The sequence below is a fragment of the Sphingobacterium hotanense genome, from assembly GCF_008274825.1.
GTDB lineage: Bacteria > Bacteroidota > Bacteroidia > Sphingobacteriales > Sphingobacteriaceae > Sphingobacterium > Sphingobacterium hotanense.
The window spans coordinates 2,568,887-2,584,488 of record NZ_CP030848.1; the positions used below are offsets into that span (position 1 = coordinate 2,568,887).

Genomic DNA, 15,602 nt, shown 5'->3' on the forward strand with positions numbered 1-15,602 from the left:
ATTTAGGAAAGAATTCCATAAATAGATCTAATTTCTAAAGCTTCGCTTATTTTTGTAAAAAACAAATAACATGAGCGAAGGAAATACGAGAGCGAATATCAAACCGGGAATGATCGTGAATATCATCCTAAAGAAGGATCAACGCACAGGTAATTTGACCGAAGGCGAAGTTAAAGACATTCTTACATCTGCCCCTTACCATAGCCGTGGAATCAAAGTGCGCTTGACCGATGGGTCCGTCGGACGCGTCGCTGAAATTATCGAAGACGACTTTTAGGTATATCAAAGGAATCCTACGGTAACAAGTTAACCAGTTTTAACAAAGTCCTGACAAACGGGGATGTTATTCTCCTTTATAATGGCTATGTTTGCCATTTTTGGCCTATTCGGCAGTTTCCGATGGTCAAGACTTTAGTAGAACATAATCATGGTTGCAGATTTACAGGAAAAGGAAATCAAAGATATTTACAGGACGTCTATTATTCAACAAACCGCATATTGGTCGAAAGTCAAATTATTGCAGGGTGTAGAAACATCAGCATTCAACTTTAAACTTGACCCCGAAGACTTGGGCATTTCACAATATCAATCTGATACCTTCTTTATCGGCGACTTATTGATTATTTTACAGAAACTCGACGCTGAACATTGCATTGCCTACGTACCTTACGGCCCGGAAATTGAACCTGCTGAAGATATGCAGGGATACTTCTTAGAGCAATTGTCGGAAGCTTTACGAACCTTCCTACCTCCTACCTGTATCATGATCCGGTATGATCTTTCATGGCAATCCTTATGGGCAAAGGATGATGACTGCTATGACCTTCATGGCAACTGGTTAGGAGCGCCAGATAAGCGATTGCAAGAAATCCGATTAAACTATAGTACGGAGCATTGGAATCTACGAAAGGCCAATACGGATATCTTACCTTCCAATACGATATTTATGGATCTGAAAAAAGATTCAGAAACGCTTTTAGGGAACATGAAACCGAAAACGCGCTATAATATTAATCTTGCTGCACGAAAGGGCGTAAAGATCAAATCGCTCGGTTTAGATAGTTTGGATATATGGTATGAGCTCTATAGACAGACGGCGCAACGCAATAACTTCGTATTGCACGACATCAATTATTTCCGTATTGTGCTAACGGCAAGGGCCAATGATACGCAATCGCCTGCAGATGTATACCTATTGATTGCTGAAGTTGATGAGCAACCCTTAGCAGCGATGTTTCTCGTGATGACCGGAACTAGAGGGACTTACTTGTATGGTGCCTCGGCGACCGAAAACCGCAATTACATGGCAACTTACGCCCTGCAATGGAAAGCCATGCAGATTGCGAAGGAAAAAGGCTGTACAGAATATGATTTCTTTGGGATCTCACCTCAAGCAGACCCCGCACACCCTATGTATGGATTATATCGCTTCAAGTCCGGATTTGGTGGACAGATATACCATAGAATGGGCTGCTGGGATTATCCGTTGGATAAAGATAAGTATGCCGTTTATGCGTCCATGGAGTTTAAGAACCAAAGCTATCATTTAAGCTAAAGTCATTATATCCTAAGGAGCTTTCTTTCACAGTATAGTTTTATGTCCGTATTGCTGTATTATCAAACAATTTGTAAACTTGCAAGATAAGCAGCTTAAACTATGAAAACGACAGATAAACATAATGAACGTATTGCCAAGATGGTTTTCGGATCGGTCTACCCCATGTATGTGCAGAAGGTAGAAGCGAAAGGAAGAACGATAGAAGAGCTCGATCAGGTTATCACTTGGCTCACCGGCTTCGATAAGAAGAAAATTCAAGAACTTATAGATCAAAAGGTAACCTTTGAAGAATTCTTCGATCAGGCGAAGCTGAATCCGAATGCGCATCTGATTACTGGTGTCATCTGTGGGGACCGAGTGGAAGAAATTGAAAACCCGCTGACCCAGAAGGCAAGATATCTTGATAAGATTATCGACGAACTAGCCAAAGGCAAAAAAATGGAGAAGATACTTCGAGGCTCGACTTCCCAATAGCACAGCAACAAATCCCATATATTAGCATCCCTGAATTAATTTTTCAAATTCTTGTAACCTTTTCTTTATTGGTATACACTAATGAAGAAAAACAAATAAGCTATGAAAGAATTAGTAGGAATTTTGGTTCCAGCTGCATTATGTGCCTGTGTGACATTAAGTATTTATTTTGTAACTAAATTCCGTTATGATGCCATCAAAACGCTAGGTGGCCCTATTCCGAGATCCCCGAAGTCGAGATTTTCATGGAAAAGAACAGGTATCGTTGTTTTGGGATTCTCTATAGGCTTACTTCTCGTTGGAATATTACAGAATCTAAATGTCATTCAAGCGAACGACAGCAGAGGATTTTTTATTATCGGGACCATAACCTTCTGCGTTGGTACTTCTCTATTCATTGCGGATCGCGTCAGCTCGAACGAGAAAGAAATTGATGGATAATATTTACCTCGATAAAATATTGTCCGGAGATCGCCATGCTTTTAGGTATTTCATAAGTAACTATAAGGACATGGCATTTTCCGTTGCTATTTCCATGGTAAAGAATGAGCTCTTTGCAGAAGAAGTCGTACAAGACTCTTTCGTTGAAGCATATTTATCGCTCGCCAGCTTCAAAAAACAGGCAAAATTCAGCACTTGGTTCTATAAAATCGTCGTGCGAACGGCTTATAAATATAGGCAGAAGAACAAGATCAGCGATATTGAGTTTGTCATTGAGAAGCATGATCAATCAGCATTTGAAAATATCGAGCAGCAATTACTCCAAAAAGAACAGAACCAAATTATTAACGAAGCATTACTGAAAATCCCTGCAAACGAGAGTCTACTATTAAGACTATTTTATTTGGAAGAATTAAGCGTGAAGGAAATTGTAGAAATAACCGGCTGGACAGAAAGCAATAGTAAGGTGATTTTACACCGCGCTCGGAAGAGCCTAAGCACCGTCATGAAAGGTCTCACTTTAAATTTAAATTATGGAAGCTAAGGAAGAACAAATAAAAGAATGGATGAAATCTTCAACTGTCAAGCTCCCTTTTCAGGATTTTGAAGATAGCGTCATGAATAAGATTGCCGAAGCAGAAGAACAGAGAGCTCGTATGGATAGTTCGAGAAAATATGCTTTGATATTTTTCGCCATTGGTTCACTTTTCGGAATGGCATCGAACTATTTGATAGCAGATTTTGTCGAAAAGTCCAAACTCGACGTACAGCTTAAGAGCAACATACAATTAGTCAGTATGTTAGTTTATGTCGTATTGATCCTTCTTTTTAGCGATAAAATATGGAAATTAAAACAATCGTTGAAGCGGCAGTAGTAAGACTGTGTTAATCTTATAAAGACGATTTCCGTATAACCAACTCCGTATCGAGTGCAATTGTTTCGAAGGTAACTTCCTTATTTTTGGAGTTGATCATCTCGGTTAGTTTCTGAAAACCAAGCTCCCCCATCTTCCTTGCCGGTTGGACTACGGCCGAAAGCGCCGGATTAAGTGCATTCGCATTCGGGGTATTCGAAAAACCAATGACTGCAATATCCTTCGGAACGGCAATTTCTAAATCGGCCAATACGCCTAATGTACGCGATGTGATTTCGTCAGTAGCACAGAATATCGCATCTGGCCGCGCCTCCGATTTTAAAATCGGCACCAAATTCTCCTTGATCAATTCTTCGATGGGTTGACCCGCATAGTCGATTTCTAGATTCAATTCGGGAATAAATTTAAGTTTAGAATCTTCTAAACCAGCAAGAAATCCTTTAAAACGTTCTTTGCTCACCCCAAGACCACGGCCGGTAATATGCATAATACGGTTTTTTCCACGATCCGCTAAGTGTATGGTCGCCTGATAGGCTCCATCAAAATTATTTGCGCCGACTTTATGCGTCTCTAGACTATGAAAAGTGCGATCCACCAATACTACAGGTATTCCGTCATCCTGCAGCTCCCTTAGTTCCCTTTCGCTTGAATCAGACGCCATCGGAGTCAACAGCAGCCCATCAATACCACGCATGCGCAATACTTCTATCGCTTGCTTTTCCAGCATCTCCTGATTGCGGCTTTGCATAATAATAATATCGTAATTAGCGGCCTCTGATGCGGTCTGTATGCCGTCGAGCAACTGCGCGACAAAGTTATTGCTGATGTTACATAATACGACCCCAACCGTATTGGTTTTTCCGGTTTTGAGATTCTGCGCTACTTTATTAGGACGAAAGTTATGCTTCGCCGCATACTCCTTAACAGTCTTCTTGGTCTCTGCACTAATTTCATAACTATCCGACAAAGCTTTTGAAACAGTAGATGCAGACAGATTCAAAGCCTTGGCAATGTCTTTTAAGGTAATTCTCATAATCAATCACATAGTTGGATGGGGTTTATCATCCAAAATCGCAAAATCACTTAGTGATTACAAAATAACAATAATAAATTAAATAAATGGCAACAAAACTCAATCAGCACTAAACGATGAAAATATATGAGAAAAGGATTGGAATACCATAAAAAGAGCCTATTGCATCCCGCAATAGGCTTCAAAACAACTAATATATTAATCTATGGAGATTAATCGAACTTTAATTTGATTCCCTTGGAATCGCTAGAAAACTTTTGGATTAAAAGGAATCTAATATGTTTAACAACTGGTTAATTCAAAAATACGAAAAAGAATAGAATTTACACCATTCAAAACAGATAAGTTGAGTAGAAATCAAGCAATTACCTTTAAATATTTTAATTTAACTGTTTTGCACTAAGAATTTAACAAATTGATAACATGAAAAATGATACTTTGTGAAAAAATAAACCACTCTCTTGAAAATACTAATCAAGGGATGATCCGAACTTCGGATAGAAAAATCATTTCTTACCATACATCAATGCACAACACACAAAACGCCCCTACCTTTGTTGTACAAAAATTAAGAAAAAACAAATAGCATATATTATGGCACAATGGACATTAGACACTGCACACAGTGAAATCGAATTCAAAGTAAAACACATGATGATCTCTACAGTAAAAGGAAGTTTCCAAGACTTCGGTGTAACTGTAGACAACGCATCTGACAAATTAGATAACGGTCAGGTAGTTGTTGATATCAAAACTGAATCAATCAATACCAAAAACGAGCAAAGAGACCAGCACTTAAAAAGTGGTGACTTTTTCGATGCTTCATCATTCCCGGAAATCAAATTTGTATCTACAGGAATTACCAAAGAGGACGATGATGAATATAAAATCTCAGGTGATTTAACGATTAAAGACGTTACGAAGCCAGTAACTTTTAAAGCTGAATTTGGCGGTATCGGAAAAGATCCTTGGGGTAACCAAAAAGCAGGATACACAGTAACCGGAAAAATCAATCGTAGTGAGTTCGGATTGACTTGGAATGCTACCCTGGAAACAGGCGGCGTGATGGTGAGTGATGATGTGAAATTCCAAGCTGATTTACAATTTGTATTAGCGTAAGAAAACTAGAAATAAAAGTAGGAAGCCGTCTTTTGAGCCGGCTTCTTTGTTTTTAAATGGTTTCTGCAAAAGGCAGCATCGCATCCTTGACCCAACTCATTCGACACAAAACCAATTCAAAGCCCTTTCAAACCCAATGTAAAACCCTTTCATAACCGTTTGGGATTGGGTATGATTGGGGTTTGATTAAATTTTAGATTGTATATCTCTGCTCTTAGATCTATTCTTTTGTTCCAACTAGGCCTTATTATGTGTCCAAATGTCTTGGAACGATAACCCTTGCTTCAAAGCCGATAATTTTTCATGCCATATCCTAAACAAAACCAGTAATTTGCTGTTTTACGACAAGATAAAATCCTTGTGTAAGGTAAATCACAGCTAACAAAATTGATATATGGACTTAAAATCGAATGAACCCTTTTGGTTAATTAAGAATGGTATTTTAAACAGTTATCCTTCTCTTCAAGAGGATACGGAATGCGACGTGCTCATTGTTGGTTCGGGCATCACCGGTTCGCTGATAGCGCATCAATGTATTATGGATGGCTACAACACCGTACTGATCGATAAGCGGGAGGTTTGTAATGGCAGTACCTCGGCCACCACTTCCATGTTGCAGTATGAAATTGACGCGCCGCTTTACGAGTTGAAGGAGACTGTAGGCGAAGAGAAAGCTTTAGCAAGTTATCAAGCCTGTTCGGATGCTATTGATCGCTTAGAGGAAATATCAAAATCTATAAAGTCGAATGCTGGTTTCGAGCGCAAGAAATCCCTTTATTTTGCTAGTACGCAAAAAGATTCCAAATGGCTTTATAAAGAATTCGAAGCCCGGAAGGCGGCAGGTTTCAAGGTGGAATGGTTAACTGATGAAGAAATAACCTCAAGATTTGATATACAGAAGAATCACGGCGGCATCTTATCGAAACAGGGAGCCAGTGTCGATGCGTTTACCCTAGCGCATGAATTATTAGCAATAAATGCGAAAAAAGGATTGAGGATTTTTGATAAGACCGAACTGACGAAGGTAGATTACAAGCGAGGATTCAATTTATGTACCTTGAGCACTTCGGCCAGCATCAAGGCTAAAAAGATCATCTATTGTGTAGGATATGAAAGTGCGAACATGATAAAGGAAAAATTTGTTAATCTATTGAGCACTTACGCCATCATTTCTGAAGTAGATAAAGAGCTATGGAAGAAATATAAGGACGTCTTGATGTGGAACACCTCCTCCCCTTACCTTTATATGCGCACGTCAGACGATTATCGTTTCTTGGTTGGCGGAGAAGATGAGGATTTCAGAAATCCCCAAAAGCGCGATGAATTACTTGCCGACAAGGAGCAAAAGCTCGTTAAAAGTTTCAGAAAAATGTTTCCAGATCATGATTTCCAATTAGACTTTAGTTGGGCGGGCACCTTCGGAGAGACAAAAGACGCCCTTCCTTACATTGGCGCACATCCGGATTTTAAGAATTCTTACTTTGTATTAGGCTTTGGGGGAAATGGAATTACATTCTCCGTTACCGGTATGGAGATGGTTTCTGAGTGGCTGAAAGGAAAAAAACATAAGCTCTCGGAAGCGTTTAAATTTGGAAGATAAGCCAAGCTAATATCATAATATTTTTATTACGATTCGATACCTGCTTATTTTAATTCTAAACAAATAAGTAAATTTGTGAATTATTCATTAAAATATGCAGATTTTAGTCATAGAAGACGATAAAAGGATCAGTGATTTCTTGGTGAAGGGATTGGAGGAGAACGGACATTTACTGACCTTATGCAAGTCTGCAGAAGAGGTATTGGCAAACTATACTACTCTTCCCTGGGACATCATCATTTGTGACATCATGCTACCCAAGATGGATGGAATCCAATTGGTGCAGACCCTGCGCTACAAAAAGGTGAATTGCCCGATCATTATGCTGAGTGCACTGAACAGCACACAAGACAAAGTCGCCGCATTGGATAGTGGTGCTGATGACTACCTGACCAAACCCTTCCATTTCGATGAATTATTATCCAGAATCAATGCACTTGCTCGTCGAAACCAACTCAATGCCGTAGAAGAGCGTTTCAATATTCGTACTTTCAATGATCTCCAAATCGATTTGGATCAATTTAGGGTATCCCTCAACAATCAGGATGTCAAACTCTCGCCTCGGGAATACAAGCTCTTGATCTACTTAGTGGAAAATAAAGATCGCGCCGTTAGCAGAACACAAATTCTAAACGCCGTCTGGGGACTCAATTTTGATAATCAAACAAACGTTGTTGATGTCTACATCTCCTATTTGCGATCGAAGATTGAAAACGCAGACAATAAATTCATATACACCGTAAAAGGAGTTGGGTATATATTTAAATCTTAAAGGGTGAAACTGAAACACAGACTTTCATTGTATTCCATTGTCATTTTCAGTGTAATCATACTGATTGCATCTGGAATAATCTATGTCTCCTACTATAAACAAATGGAGAACAAGGAACGACAAAACCTGGCCAACAAATCTGTACTTGCAGCAATCTATTATCTTGAACAAGATGAGGTCACTGAATCCGAGCATGAGAAAACGAAGAATCTACTTCTGAAAACAATATCAAGAAGAAATATTGCCGTTTATGATGGTGAAAACATCCGATTTAAAGGTGATATGCTCACCGATTCAAACATTACGACTTCCTTTATACAGCAAGTAAGAAATTCAAAGTCGGCGAATTTTTCGAATAAGGACTTTTTTTATCACGGGCTTTATTATCTCGATAATCAGGGCGAATTTGTCGTTATCACCAGAGAACCGAAGTCTGCTTTCAATGAACAAATGTTCTCCTTATTGAAGATACTGGTCATCGTTTCCTTGGTCGGATTGATCTTGATCTACCTATTTTCCAGATATCTGGGTAATATTGCTTACGATCCGGTGAACCGCATCGTAGACCAAATTAAAACTAGAGACCGAAATAGCTTTTACGAGCCGCTAAAAGAAGAGCAATCCTATGCAGAAATACATGACCTTATCGGGACTTACAATCGCTTCATCGATCGGCTTTCTCAAAACTTCCAGATTCAAAAAAACTTCATCGATTATGTTTCTCACGAGCTGAGGACGCCTATCACGGCCATACTAGGAACGTTAGAAGTGACGGAAACGAAGGATCGCTCTTCCGAAGAATATAAAAATACGCTCCGTAGTTTAAAGCAATATAGTCTCGATCTGAACGATGCGCTCGATCAGATGATGATACTTTCGGGAGCAAAGAAAAGTTTCGAGTTTAGACCAACTCGGCTAGATGAAATAGTTTGGGAGGTCGCCGAACATGGCATACTTTATCATGAGGCAAAGATCAACGTACAGGTAAGCGTTCAAAATGCTGAGCTGATGGAAATAAAAGCGGATGCTAAATTACTTGAGTTGGCCCTTAATAATCTTGTTGGCAATGCCATCAAGTATTCGAACAACCGTCCGGTCCATATTGAACTATACGAGATAAACAATCAGTTAGCGCTAAGTATTAAAGACGAGGGTATTGGAATTTTAAAAGAAGATATAGAGAAGATTAGGCAAAACTTCTACCGAGGTCAAAACAGTAAGGATTATCAAGGGAAAGGGATTGGTCTGTCTATGGCTCATATCATTTTCAATATACATAAAATTGAAATGTCACTGGAAGAAAACAAGCCCTATGGCACGGTCGTAATCTTGAAGTTTCCTACTTTCTAATCAAATTCTAATCTAGCTTAAAGGCGCAGCTAATTTGCTGAACATACTTTTGTGAAAAATAAAAGTATGTGGCAAAAAGCATTTCTTTCCTTTATTTCTATTCTCTATAGCTTGACTAGCTGTTTTTCACAGGAGCTTACGCTAGACGACTTAGAGAAGAGCTTTGTGCTCAACAATCAGAGCCTCTTTATTGAGAAATTCAATATCAGTAAAGCAGAGGCGCACCGAATGCAGGCCAAGGTTTGGAACAATCCGAGCTTCGAGCTAAGTGAGGTCAATCTTTGGACGAATCAAACCGTTGATCAGGGAATAAAGCAACAATATGCTATCGAGCTGCAGCAATTGATTGAAACGGCGGGCAAACGTAAATCTCGCATACAGGTTAAAGCCTTTGAAAAGAAAGACGCGGAATATGCTTACCTGGAATTATTATTTCAATTAAAATCTGAACTTCATAAGGCTTTTTACACTGCCCGTGCCTTATACCAACAGGAAGAAGTAAATAAGCAAATTGAGGCATTATACCGACGCCAAACAGAAAAATTCAAAAAGCATGTTGATGCTCAGCATATCTCAAAAGCTGATTATTTAAGAATTCAAGCTGCACTGTTGAGTTTACAGCGCGAGAACTTGTTGCTACATCATCAGCAACTAGAAATAGTGCATCAAATAGCCGTACTAACTCAGATGCCGCAGCTGACCTTCGATTCCCTGAATCTACAGGCAACATCGGAAAGCAACATGGAGCATAATTATCTTTCAGGTATCGATCAAAAGCTAGCGAACAATATCCAGCTTCTCCGAAAAGCAAATAATATAGAAATAGCGCGTGCGAATTGGAGTCTGGAGCATGCCAATAGGATTCCAAACTTGCAACTGATAATAAACAACGACCGGGGTGGAAACATCATGCGAAACTTCGTTGGTGTCGGTCTATCCTTTGACATTCCACTATTCGATAGAAATAAACAGCATATCAAGGCTGCTCGACTTGAGCTGAATCAGCAGGAAGCTCATGCGAAGCAAGTTGACTTTGAACTGCGAGCAGAGCTTAGCAAATTGATCAATCAAATATCAGAAACCGAGAAAACCCTACTACTCTGGTCTGAAAATCTGAAAGAAGATCAGTCCGCAATCTTGGAAATCTATCAAAGAAATTTAATGGCAGGACAGATATCCTTAATTCAATTTATTGATTACATAGAATCCTTTAAAGATGCCAGAACTGCATATATCGAGCTCCATGAAACCTATCAACATCAATTAGCGGATTTAAAACTCCTTATTGGCCCTGAAACTCCTATTTATGAAAATTAAAACACTATTGCTAAGTATTCCAATTTTGCTTCTACAGCTATCTGCCTGTCAAAACGGCAACGATCAGGTAGTTTCAGAATCTGACGGCTTGGATACCACATACTGCATCTCGACGGAATCAAAGAACTTGATTGGTCTTGATATTATTCATCAACGTCCTATTCAAGAACAACTGACCTTTAGCGGCAAAGTCGAATACAATGAGAACGACCTCGTTTCCTTCAAGAGTTTAATTCAGGGGGTTGTCGAACAGGTGAACTTCGAACTGGGCGACGAAGTTAAAAAAGGACAACTATTGGCTACCGTGAGCTCATCTGATATCCAGCAACTTCTTCAAGATCGCCGATATCAGGAAAGTCAAATTAGCCTTCTTGAAAAGCAGATCAGCAGCAAAAAGGAAATGTTGAAAGACGGTTTAATCGCGAAGCCAGAACTGCTCACGAGCGAGTATGAACTTGCGGCAGCGAAAATAGAACTCGACAAAATAAATGCAGCACTACAGTTATTCAAAGCGACCAGCAAGGGATCCTTTCAACTAATTGCTCCTAAAAATGGTATTATCGTCAAGAAGAATATCAGCGCGGGTCAAACAATCAGTCCCGAGGATAATGATTCGCCATTATTCGCCATATCAAACCTGAAACAGGTATGGATATTAATCAACATACATGCGACCAATCTTCCTTACATCCATCTTAACGATGAGGTACAAATTCGCACCCTGGCCTACCCCGACCGAACTTACCGCGGTAGAATCGATAAGATATATAATGTGTTCGACGATGATGAACATGTATTAAAAGCACGGGTAGTGTTATCGAATGAGGATCTTAAGCTCCTTCCGGGCCTAAGTGCAGACATTATCGTTAATAAGCGTACAAATCTAGGTGATGCTTTCGCGATACCCAATGGCGCAAAGATATTCCATAATAACAAAGAATACGTCGTTCTGTATAATACAGATTGTGACCTGCAGGTGAAAGAAATAAAGAGCATTGCCAGCAATGAGGAATTCACCTATGTGAAGGAAGAGTTCGCCGAGGGCCAGCAGATCATCACTAGAAATGCACTACTATTCTTCGAACAGTTAATTCCCTAATGCGATGAAGAAGTTTGTACAAGCCTTAGTTACTTTTTCACTTAGAAACAGTACGTTCATCCTCTTTCCGACTTTCATCCTATTGTTCGTTGGGCTTTATGCCTTGAAGCATACAGCAATTGAAGCCTTCCCCGATGTGACCAACACCCGCGCTAGGATTATCACGCAGTGGCCCGGACGCAGTGCGGAGGAAGTCGAGAAGATGGTCACCCTGCCAGTTTCCAAGCTGATGAATAATATTCCGAAGAAGTCTAATATAAGGTCGATTTCCCTATTCGGGTTATCGGTCGTGACCGTGCAGTTTGAAGATGGGGTTGATGATTTCTTTGCTCAGCAATATGTATCGAATAAAATTTCGGCTGTCAATCTGCCCGAGGGGGCCGAGGCGAGTATAGAACCGCCATCGGGAGCAACCGGAGAGATTTACCGCTACGTCATTAAATCGGATTTGCCAACGCGTGAAATCGCAGCTATTCAAGATTGGGTTATCGAGCGGGAACTACTTTCGGTTTCGGGAGTCGCCGACGTGATCAGTTTTGGGGGTGCCGAAAAAATCTATGAAATCAAGATCAACCCTACGGAATTGAGGAATTATAACCTCTCCCCGTTGGATGTATATGAGGCGGTTTCGAAGTCTAATATCAATGTAGGCGGCGATATGATTCAGCAGGGAGATCAAGCCTATGTTGTTCGAGGTGTCGGATTATTAGACCGCATCGATGATATCGGAAATATAACTATCGAACTAAATGGTACCACGCCTATTCTGGTGAAGCATGTGGCAGAGGTTGTGGTGTCTAACAAACCCAAGCTCGGCCAGGTAGGCTATAATGATAACAACGATTTGATTGAGGGAATTGTCGTGATGTTGCGTGGCGAGAATCCCTCGTCGGTCGTTGAAAATTTAAAGATTAAGATTGAAGAACTCAATACACGGATTCTACCTGAGAATGTACAGATAGAGCCTGTCATCGATCGGACTACGCTAGTCGACAATACAGTTAAAACGGTTTCGAAAAATCTAATAGAGGGCGTACTATTGGTGTCTCTGATTGTGTTTATCTTCTTATACAACTGGAAGTCTACTTTAATAGTTGCCTCTGTAATTCCTTTGGCATTTCTGTTTGCCATCATCATGTTGAAGATTCAGGGCTTGCCCGCCAATCTGATATCGATGGGTTCCTTAGACTTCGGTCTGCTGTTAGAAGGCACATTGGTCATTGTCGAGACGGTATTTGTTGCCTTGGCGACCATGTCGCATAAGGTCGGCGCTAAGCGATTTGCAAAAATGAGCAAGATGGGAATCATCAAGAAGAGCACAGGAAGTGTTGCTTCTTATATCTTCTTTGCCTTATTGATTCTAATCGTTGCGCTATTGCCGATATTCTCCTTTCAAAAGGTGGAAGGTAAGATGTTCACCCCACTTGCTTTTACTTTGGGCTATGCCCTGCTAGGTTCACTCATTCTGAGTTTGACCTATGTTCCGGCGATGTGCAAGCTTCTCTTCACAAAGGAGATGGAAGAACGCGAGAACTGGATTACGAAATTCTTTCAACGAGCAATATTCGGGCTTTATGAAGTCTCGTTTAAATATAAAAAAGCCAGTATTGGCATCTTTATCGGAATACTCTCGATCTGTATAGCCTTGTTTTCCCAATACGGATCGGAGTTCCTTCCGAAACTAAATGAAGGCGCTATCTACATCCGCGCTACCCTTCCCAATAGTGTGAATCTGGAGAAATCGACGGAATTGACGGTGGAAATGAAGAAGCTTATTCAAAAAGGTACGGAGGAGATTGATTTTATACTGACCCAAACAGGTAGACCTAATGATGGAACAGACCCTACGGGATTTTTCAATATTGAATTTCTGGTTCAACTGAACGATCCATCAACATGGAAAAGAAAAGTAACTAAGGAAGATATAATTCAGGAGATCAGAACTAAACTACAGCATTATCCGGGGATTAATTTCGGTTTCAGTCAGCCAATTCAAGATAATGTCGAGGAATATGTTGCCGGTGTAAAGAGTGCTCTGGTCATTAAAATATTTGGCGATGATCTGTACGAACTTGAGCGTTATGCGAATAAACTAGCCGGTACGATAGAGAAAGTGCAGGGTATTACGGATATCAACGTCTATAAGAATATCGGCCTACCGGAACTAAGGATTCAGCTGCATGACCATAAGATGGCGAAATATGGCATCAGTACGGCTGATGTTCAAGCTGTGATCGAGATGACGATTGGTGGGCAGGCGGCGACGAGATTTTACGAAGGAGATCGTCAATTTGATGTGGTCCTACGTTTCCAAGAAGAATATAGAAACAGCCCCGAGAAAATAGGCAATATCATGATTCCCAGTAGCAATGGACAGCATATTCCCCTACAAGAAATTGCTAGCATAGGGTATATAACGGGTCCTGCCTTTATTTATCGCGAAGGAAACAGTCGCTATATCGGGGTTGGTTTCAGTATTGAGGGCCGCGATTTAGGGAGCACCATTGCGGAGGCAAAACAACTGGTTGCAAAAGAGATTAAATTGCCAAAGGGCAAACACATGGAATGGGCAGGCGAATTTGAGAGTAAAGAGCGCGCCAGCAAGCAGTTAGCACTCGTTGTACCTATTTCCTTAGTGCTTATTTTGATGCTGCTTTATTTTAATTTTGGAAACATCAAGGATACAGCAATCTGCTCTATAACCTTGGCCTTTGCCTTCATCGGCGGTTTCCTTTCGCTGTGGGCAACAGGAACTGTATTTGGTATATCCGCAGGCATAGGATTCATTATTCTATTCGGCGTGGCAACGATTGATGGTATTGTTCTGATCGGTGTTATCAGGGACAATATCGCTCATAGAATCCCATTAAAAGAGGCGATTATTCAAGGTGTTAGGAGCCGAATAAGACCGGTCGTTATGATTGCGTTGATGGGGTCCTTTGGATTATTACCGGCGGCCTTGTCGACGGGGATGGGATCTGAAATACAGAAGCCATTAGCAATTATGATTGTTGGCGGGCTTATTATTTGCTTGATCCTCTCCTTTTCCATTATTCCAATTATTTTCTATTACGCGCATCGTAAAGATTAAAAGATATTTGTTTTCAATTTTAATTTCGTCGAGGGCAGGCTTTAGGGCCTGTCTTTTTTTTAGAAGTGATTGCTTTCGAAAGTCTTCAAAAACTTTCATTCTTGTTAGTTTTTAAAAAGAAAGTTTTTTCTGAAAGTGTCTGTTTTCAATGGCCATCAAGAACTTTCATCCTTGAGAGCTTTTAAAAGGAAAGATGAAAGATTTTTCATTCCGCTTGTTGCGTTTTTCTCAAAGATTACGTTACTTAAAAAAACTATTATACCAATAACGAAAATATGAAGAAGAATCTACTAGCCATTTTAACCGCTGCATTATGCGTGAGCAGTCTATCAGCTCAGTCCACTTTGACGTACAATGGTGCTCAAAACATGTCATCGAATAAAAACGATAAGTCTGGATATTTGGCTTTCCGACAAGATCAAACGGAAAGCAAAAGAAAACAAGGTGTATTCTTTGAAATATTAGGTACTGGATTAACCTACTCATTCAACTACGATACCCGCTTTCAAAACAGACCCGATGGGCTTGGTGCTCGTATTGGTCTGAGTTATTATGCTATCGATGGGGAAAAACTCTTCACGCTTCCTGTAGGCTTAAACTACTTGTTAGGGAAGAACGGACATTACTTTGAAATGGGCGCCGGCGCTACATTCATTTCCGGTACGGAAGAGGATGGTGAAATCTTTTTCGTCGATTCTGATAGCAATACCACAATAACAGGAAACTTGGTATTCGGCTACAGAAAACAGCCGGTTGATAGTGGTTTTCTATTCAGAGCAGGTTTCGCACCGCTTATCACTAGTGGGAATTTTATTCCTTACTGGCCGTATGTCAGCTTTGGATACTCCTTCTAAGGGAATCATGGGTTCCTAA

The 15,602-nt window shown here is 40.3% G+C and carries 15 protein-coding genes; 14 read left to right on the forward strand and 1 reads right to left on the reverse strand.

What is annotated here, in order from left to right:
- The first annotated feature begins 70 nt into the window (after positions 1-70).
- The 6 genes from DSM08_RS10760 (at position 71) to DSM08_RS10785 (ending at position 3,348) form a co-directional block, all read left to right on the forward strand.
- Positions 71-277 carry a YwbE family protein gene (locus tag DSM08_RS10760; protein WP_149526157.1) on the forward strand — a complete coding sequence of 69 codons (207 nt, stop codon included), beginning with the start codon at positions 71-73 and terminating at the stop codon, positions 275-277.
- Positions 278-427: 150 nt separating this feature from the next.
- Positions 428-1,555 carry a lipid II:glycine glycyltransferase FemX gene (locus DSM08_RS10765; RefSeq protein ID WP_149526158.1) on the forward strand — a complete coding sequence of 376 codons (1,128 nt, stop codon included), beginning with the start codon at positions 428-430 and terminating at the stop codon, positions 1,553-1,555.
- Positions 1,556-1,657: 102 nt separating this feature from the next.
- On the forward strand, positions 1,658-2,032 hold the full coding sequence (locus tag DSM08_RS10770; protein WP_149526159.1) for a DUF2200 domain-containing protein: 375 nt from the start codon (positions 1,658-1,660) through the stop codon (positions 2,030-2,032).
- Positions 2,033-2,134: 102 nt separating this feature from the next.
- Positions 2,135-2,473 (forward strand): hypothetical protein, encoded by a 339-nt coding sequence (locus DSM08_RS10775; protein WP_149526160.1) that lies wholly within the window; start codon positions 2,135-2,137, stop codon positions 2,471-2,473.
- Positions 2,466-3,017 carry an RNA polymerase sigma factor gene (locus tag DSM08_RS10780; RefSeq protein WP_149526161.1) on the forward strand — a complete coding sequence of 184 codons (552 nt, stop codon included), beginning with the start codon at positions 2,466-2,468 and terminating at the stop codon, positions 3,015-3,017. Before DSM08_RS10775 ends, DSM08_RS10780 begins: the two co-directional genes overlap by 8 nt.
- Positions 3,007-3,348: a hypothetical protein gene (locus DSM08_RS10785; protein ID WP_149526162.1), complete on the forward strand. Its 342-nt coding sequence runs from the start codon at positions 3,007-3,009 to the stop codon at positions 3,346-3,348. The genes DSM08_RS10780 and DSM08_RS10785 overlap by 11 nt, the downstream gene beginning before the upstream one ends.
- A 16-nt stretch (positions 3,349-3,364) precedes the next feature.
- Here the strand turns inward: DSM08_RS10785 and DSM08_RS10790 are convergent, their stop codons facing one another.
- On the reverse strand, positions 3,365-4,381 hold the full coding sequence (locus DSM08_RS10790; RefSeq protein ID WP_149526163.1) for a LacI family DNA-binding transcriptional regulator: 1,017 nt from the start codon (positions 4,379-4,381) through the stop codon (positions 3,365-3,367).
- 594 nt (positions 4,382-4,975) lie between these two features.
- On the opposite strand from DSM08_RS10790, the gene DSM08_RS10795 reads away from it, so the two are divergent.
- From DSM08_RS10795 to DSM08_RS10830, 8 genes are all read left to right on the forward strand, one after another.
- The gene (locus DSM08_RS10795; RefSeq protein ID WP_187773845.1) at positions 4,976-5,500 is read left to right on the forward strand and encodes a YceI family protein; all 525 of its coding nucleotides are present in this window, start codon (positions 4,976-4,978) and stop codon (positions 5,498-5,500) included.
- Positions 5,501-5,894: 394 nt separating this feature from the next.
- Positions 5,895-7,100, forward strand: a complete 1,206-nt coding sequence (locus DSM08_RS10800; protein ID WP_149526165.1) for an NAD(P)/FAD-dependent oxidoreductase — start codon at positions 5,895-5,897, stop codon at positions 7,098-7,100.
- A 94-nt stretch (positions 7,101-7,194) separates the two neighbouring features.
- A complete protein-coding gene (locus tag DSM08_RS10805; protein ID WP_149526166.1) occupies positions 7,195-7,872 on the forward strand; it encodes a response regulator transcription factor in 678 nt (225 codons plus the stop codon).
- A 102-nt stretch (positions 7,873-7,974) separates the two neighbouring features.
- The gene (locus DSM08_RS10810; protein WP_149526167.1) at positions 7,975-9,222 is read left to right on the forward strand and encodes a sensor histidine kinase; all 1,248 of its coding nucleotides are present in this window, start codon (positions 7,975-7,977) and stop codon (positions 9,220-9,222) included.
- A gap of 66 nt (positions 9,223-9,288) precedes the next feature.
- Positions 9,289-10,539 carry a TolC family protein gene (locus tag DSM08_RS10815; protein WP_149526168.1) on the forward strand — a complete coding sequence of 417 codons (1,251 nt, stop codon included), beginning with the start codon at positions 9,289-9,291 and terminating at the stop codon, positions 10,537-10,539.
- Positions 10,529-11,638, forward strand: a complete 1,110-nt coding sequence (locus DSM08_RS10820) for an efflux RND transporter periplasmic adaptor subunit (protein ID WP_149526169.1) — start codon at positions 10,529-10,531, stop codon at positions 11,636-11,638. Before DSM08_RS10815 ends, DSM08_RS10820 begins: the two co-directional genes overlap by 11 nt.
- Before the next feature lie 4 nt (positions 11,639-11,642).
- A complete protein-coding gene (locus DSM08_RS10825; protein WP_149526170.1) occupies positions 11,643-14,729 on the forward strand; it encodes an efflux RND transporter permease subunit in 3,087 nt (1,028 codons plus the stop codon).
- Positions 14,730-15,004: 275 nt separating this feature from the next.
- Positions 15,005-15,583: a hypothetical protein gene (locus tag DSM08_RS10830; protein ID WP_149526171.1), complete on the forward strand. Its 579-nt coding sequence runs from the start codon at positions 15,005-15,007 to the stop codon at positions 15,581-15,583.
- Positions 15,584-15,602 lie beyond the last annotated feature (19 nt).

Bases quoted from the DNA above. Each gene is read 5' to 3' on its own strand.
- DSM08_RS10760 (WP_149526157.1), top strand. From the start codon at position 71: ATGAGCGAAGGAAATACGAGAGCGAATATCAAACCGGGAATGATCGTG.
- DSM08_RS10765 (WP_149526158.1), top strand. From the start codon at position 428: ATGGTTGCAGATTTACAGGAAAAGGAAATCAAAGATATTTACAGGACG.
- DSM08_RS10770 (WP_149526159.1), top strand. From the start codon at position 1,658: ATGAAAACGACAGATAAACATAATGAACGTATTGCCAAGATGGTTTTC.
- DSM08_RS10775 (WP_149526160.1), top strand. From the start codon at position 2,135: ATGAAAGAATTAGTAGGAATTTTGGTTCCAGCTGCATTATGTGCCTGT.
- DSM08_RS10780 (WP_149526161.1), top strand. From the start codon at position 2,466: ATGGATAATATTTACCTCGATAAAATATTGTCCGGAGATCGCCATGCT.
- DSM08_RS10785 (WP_149526162.1), top strand. From the start codon at position 3,007: ATGGAAGCTAAGGAAGAACAAATAAAAGAATGGATGAAATCTTCAACT.
- DSM08_RS10790 (WP_149526163.1), bottom strand. From the start codon at position 4,381: ATGAGAATTACCTTAAAAGACATTGCCAAGGCTTTGAATCTGTCTGCA.
- DSM08_RS10795 (WP_187773845.1), top strand. From the start codon at position 4,976: ATGGCACAATGGACATTAGACACTGCACACAGTGAAATCGAATTCAAA.
- DSM08_RS10800 (WP_149526165.1), top strand. From the start codon at position 5,895: ATGGACTTAAAATCGAATGAACCCTTTTGGTTAATTAAGAATGGTATT.
- DSM08_RS10805 (WP_149526166.1), top strand. From the start codon at position 7,195: ATGCAGATTTTAGTCATAGAAGACGATAAAAGGATCAGTGATTTCTTG.
- DSM08_RS10810 (WP_149526167.1), top strand. From the start codon at position 7,975: ATGGAGAACAAGGAACGACAAAACCTGGCCAACAAATCTGTACTTGCA.
- DSM08_RS10815 (WP_149526168.1), top strand. From the start codon at position 9,289: ATGTGGCAAAAAGCATTTCTTTCCTTTATTTCTATTCTCTATAGCTTG.
- DSM08_RS10820 (WP_149526169.1), top strand. From the start codon at position 10,529: ATGAAAATTAAAACACTATTGCTAAGTATTCCAATTTTGCTTCTACAG.
- DSM08_RS10825 (WP_149526170.1), top strand. From the start codon at position 11,643: ATGAAGAAGTTTGTACAAGCCTTAGTTACTTTTTCACTTAGAAACAGT.
- DSM08_RS10830 (WP_149526171.1), top strand. From the start codon at position 15,005: ATGAAGAAGAATCTACTAGCCATTTTAACCGCTGCATTATGCGTGAGC.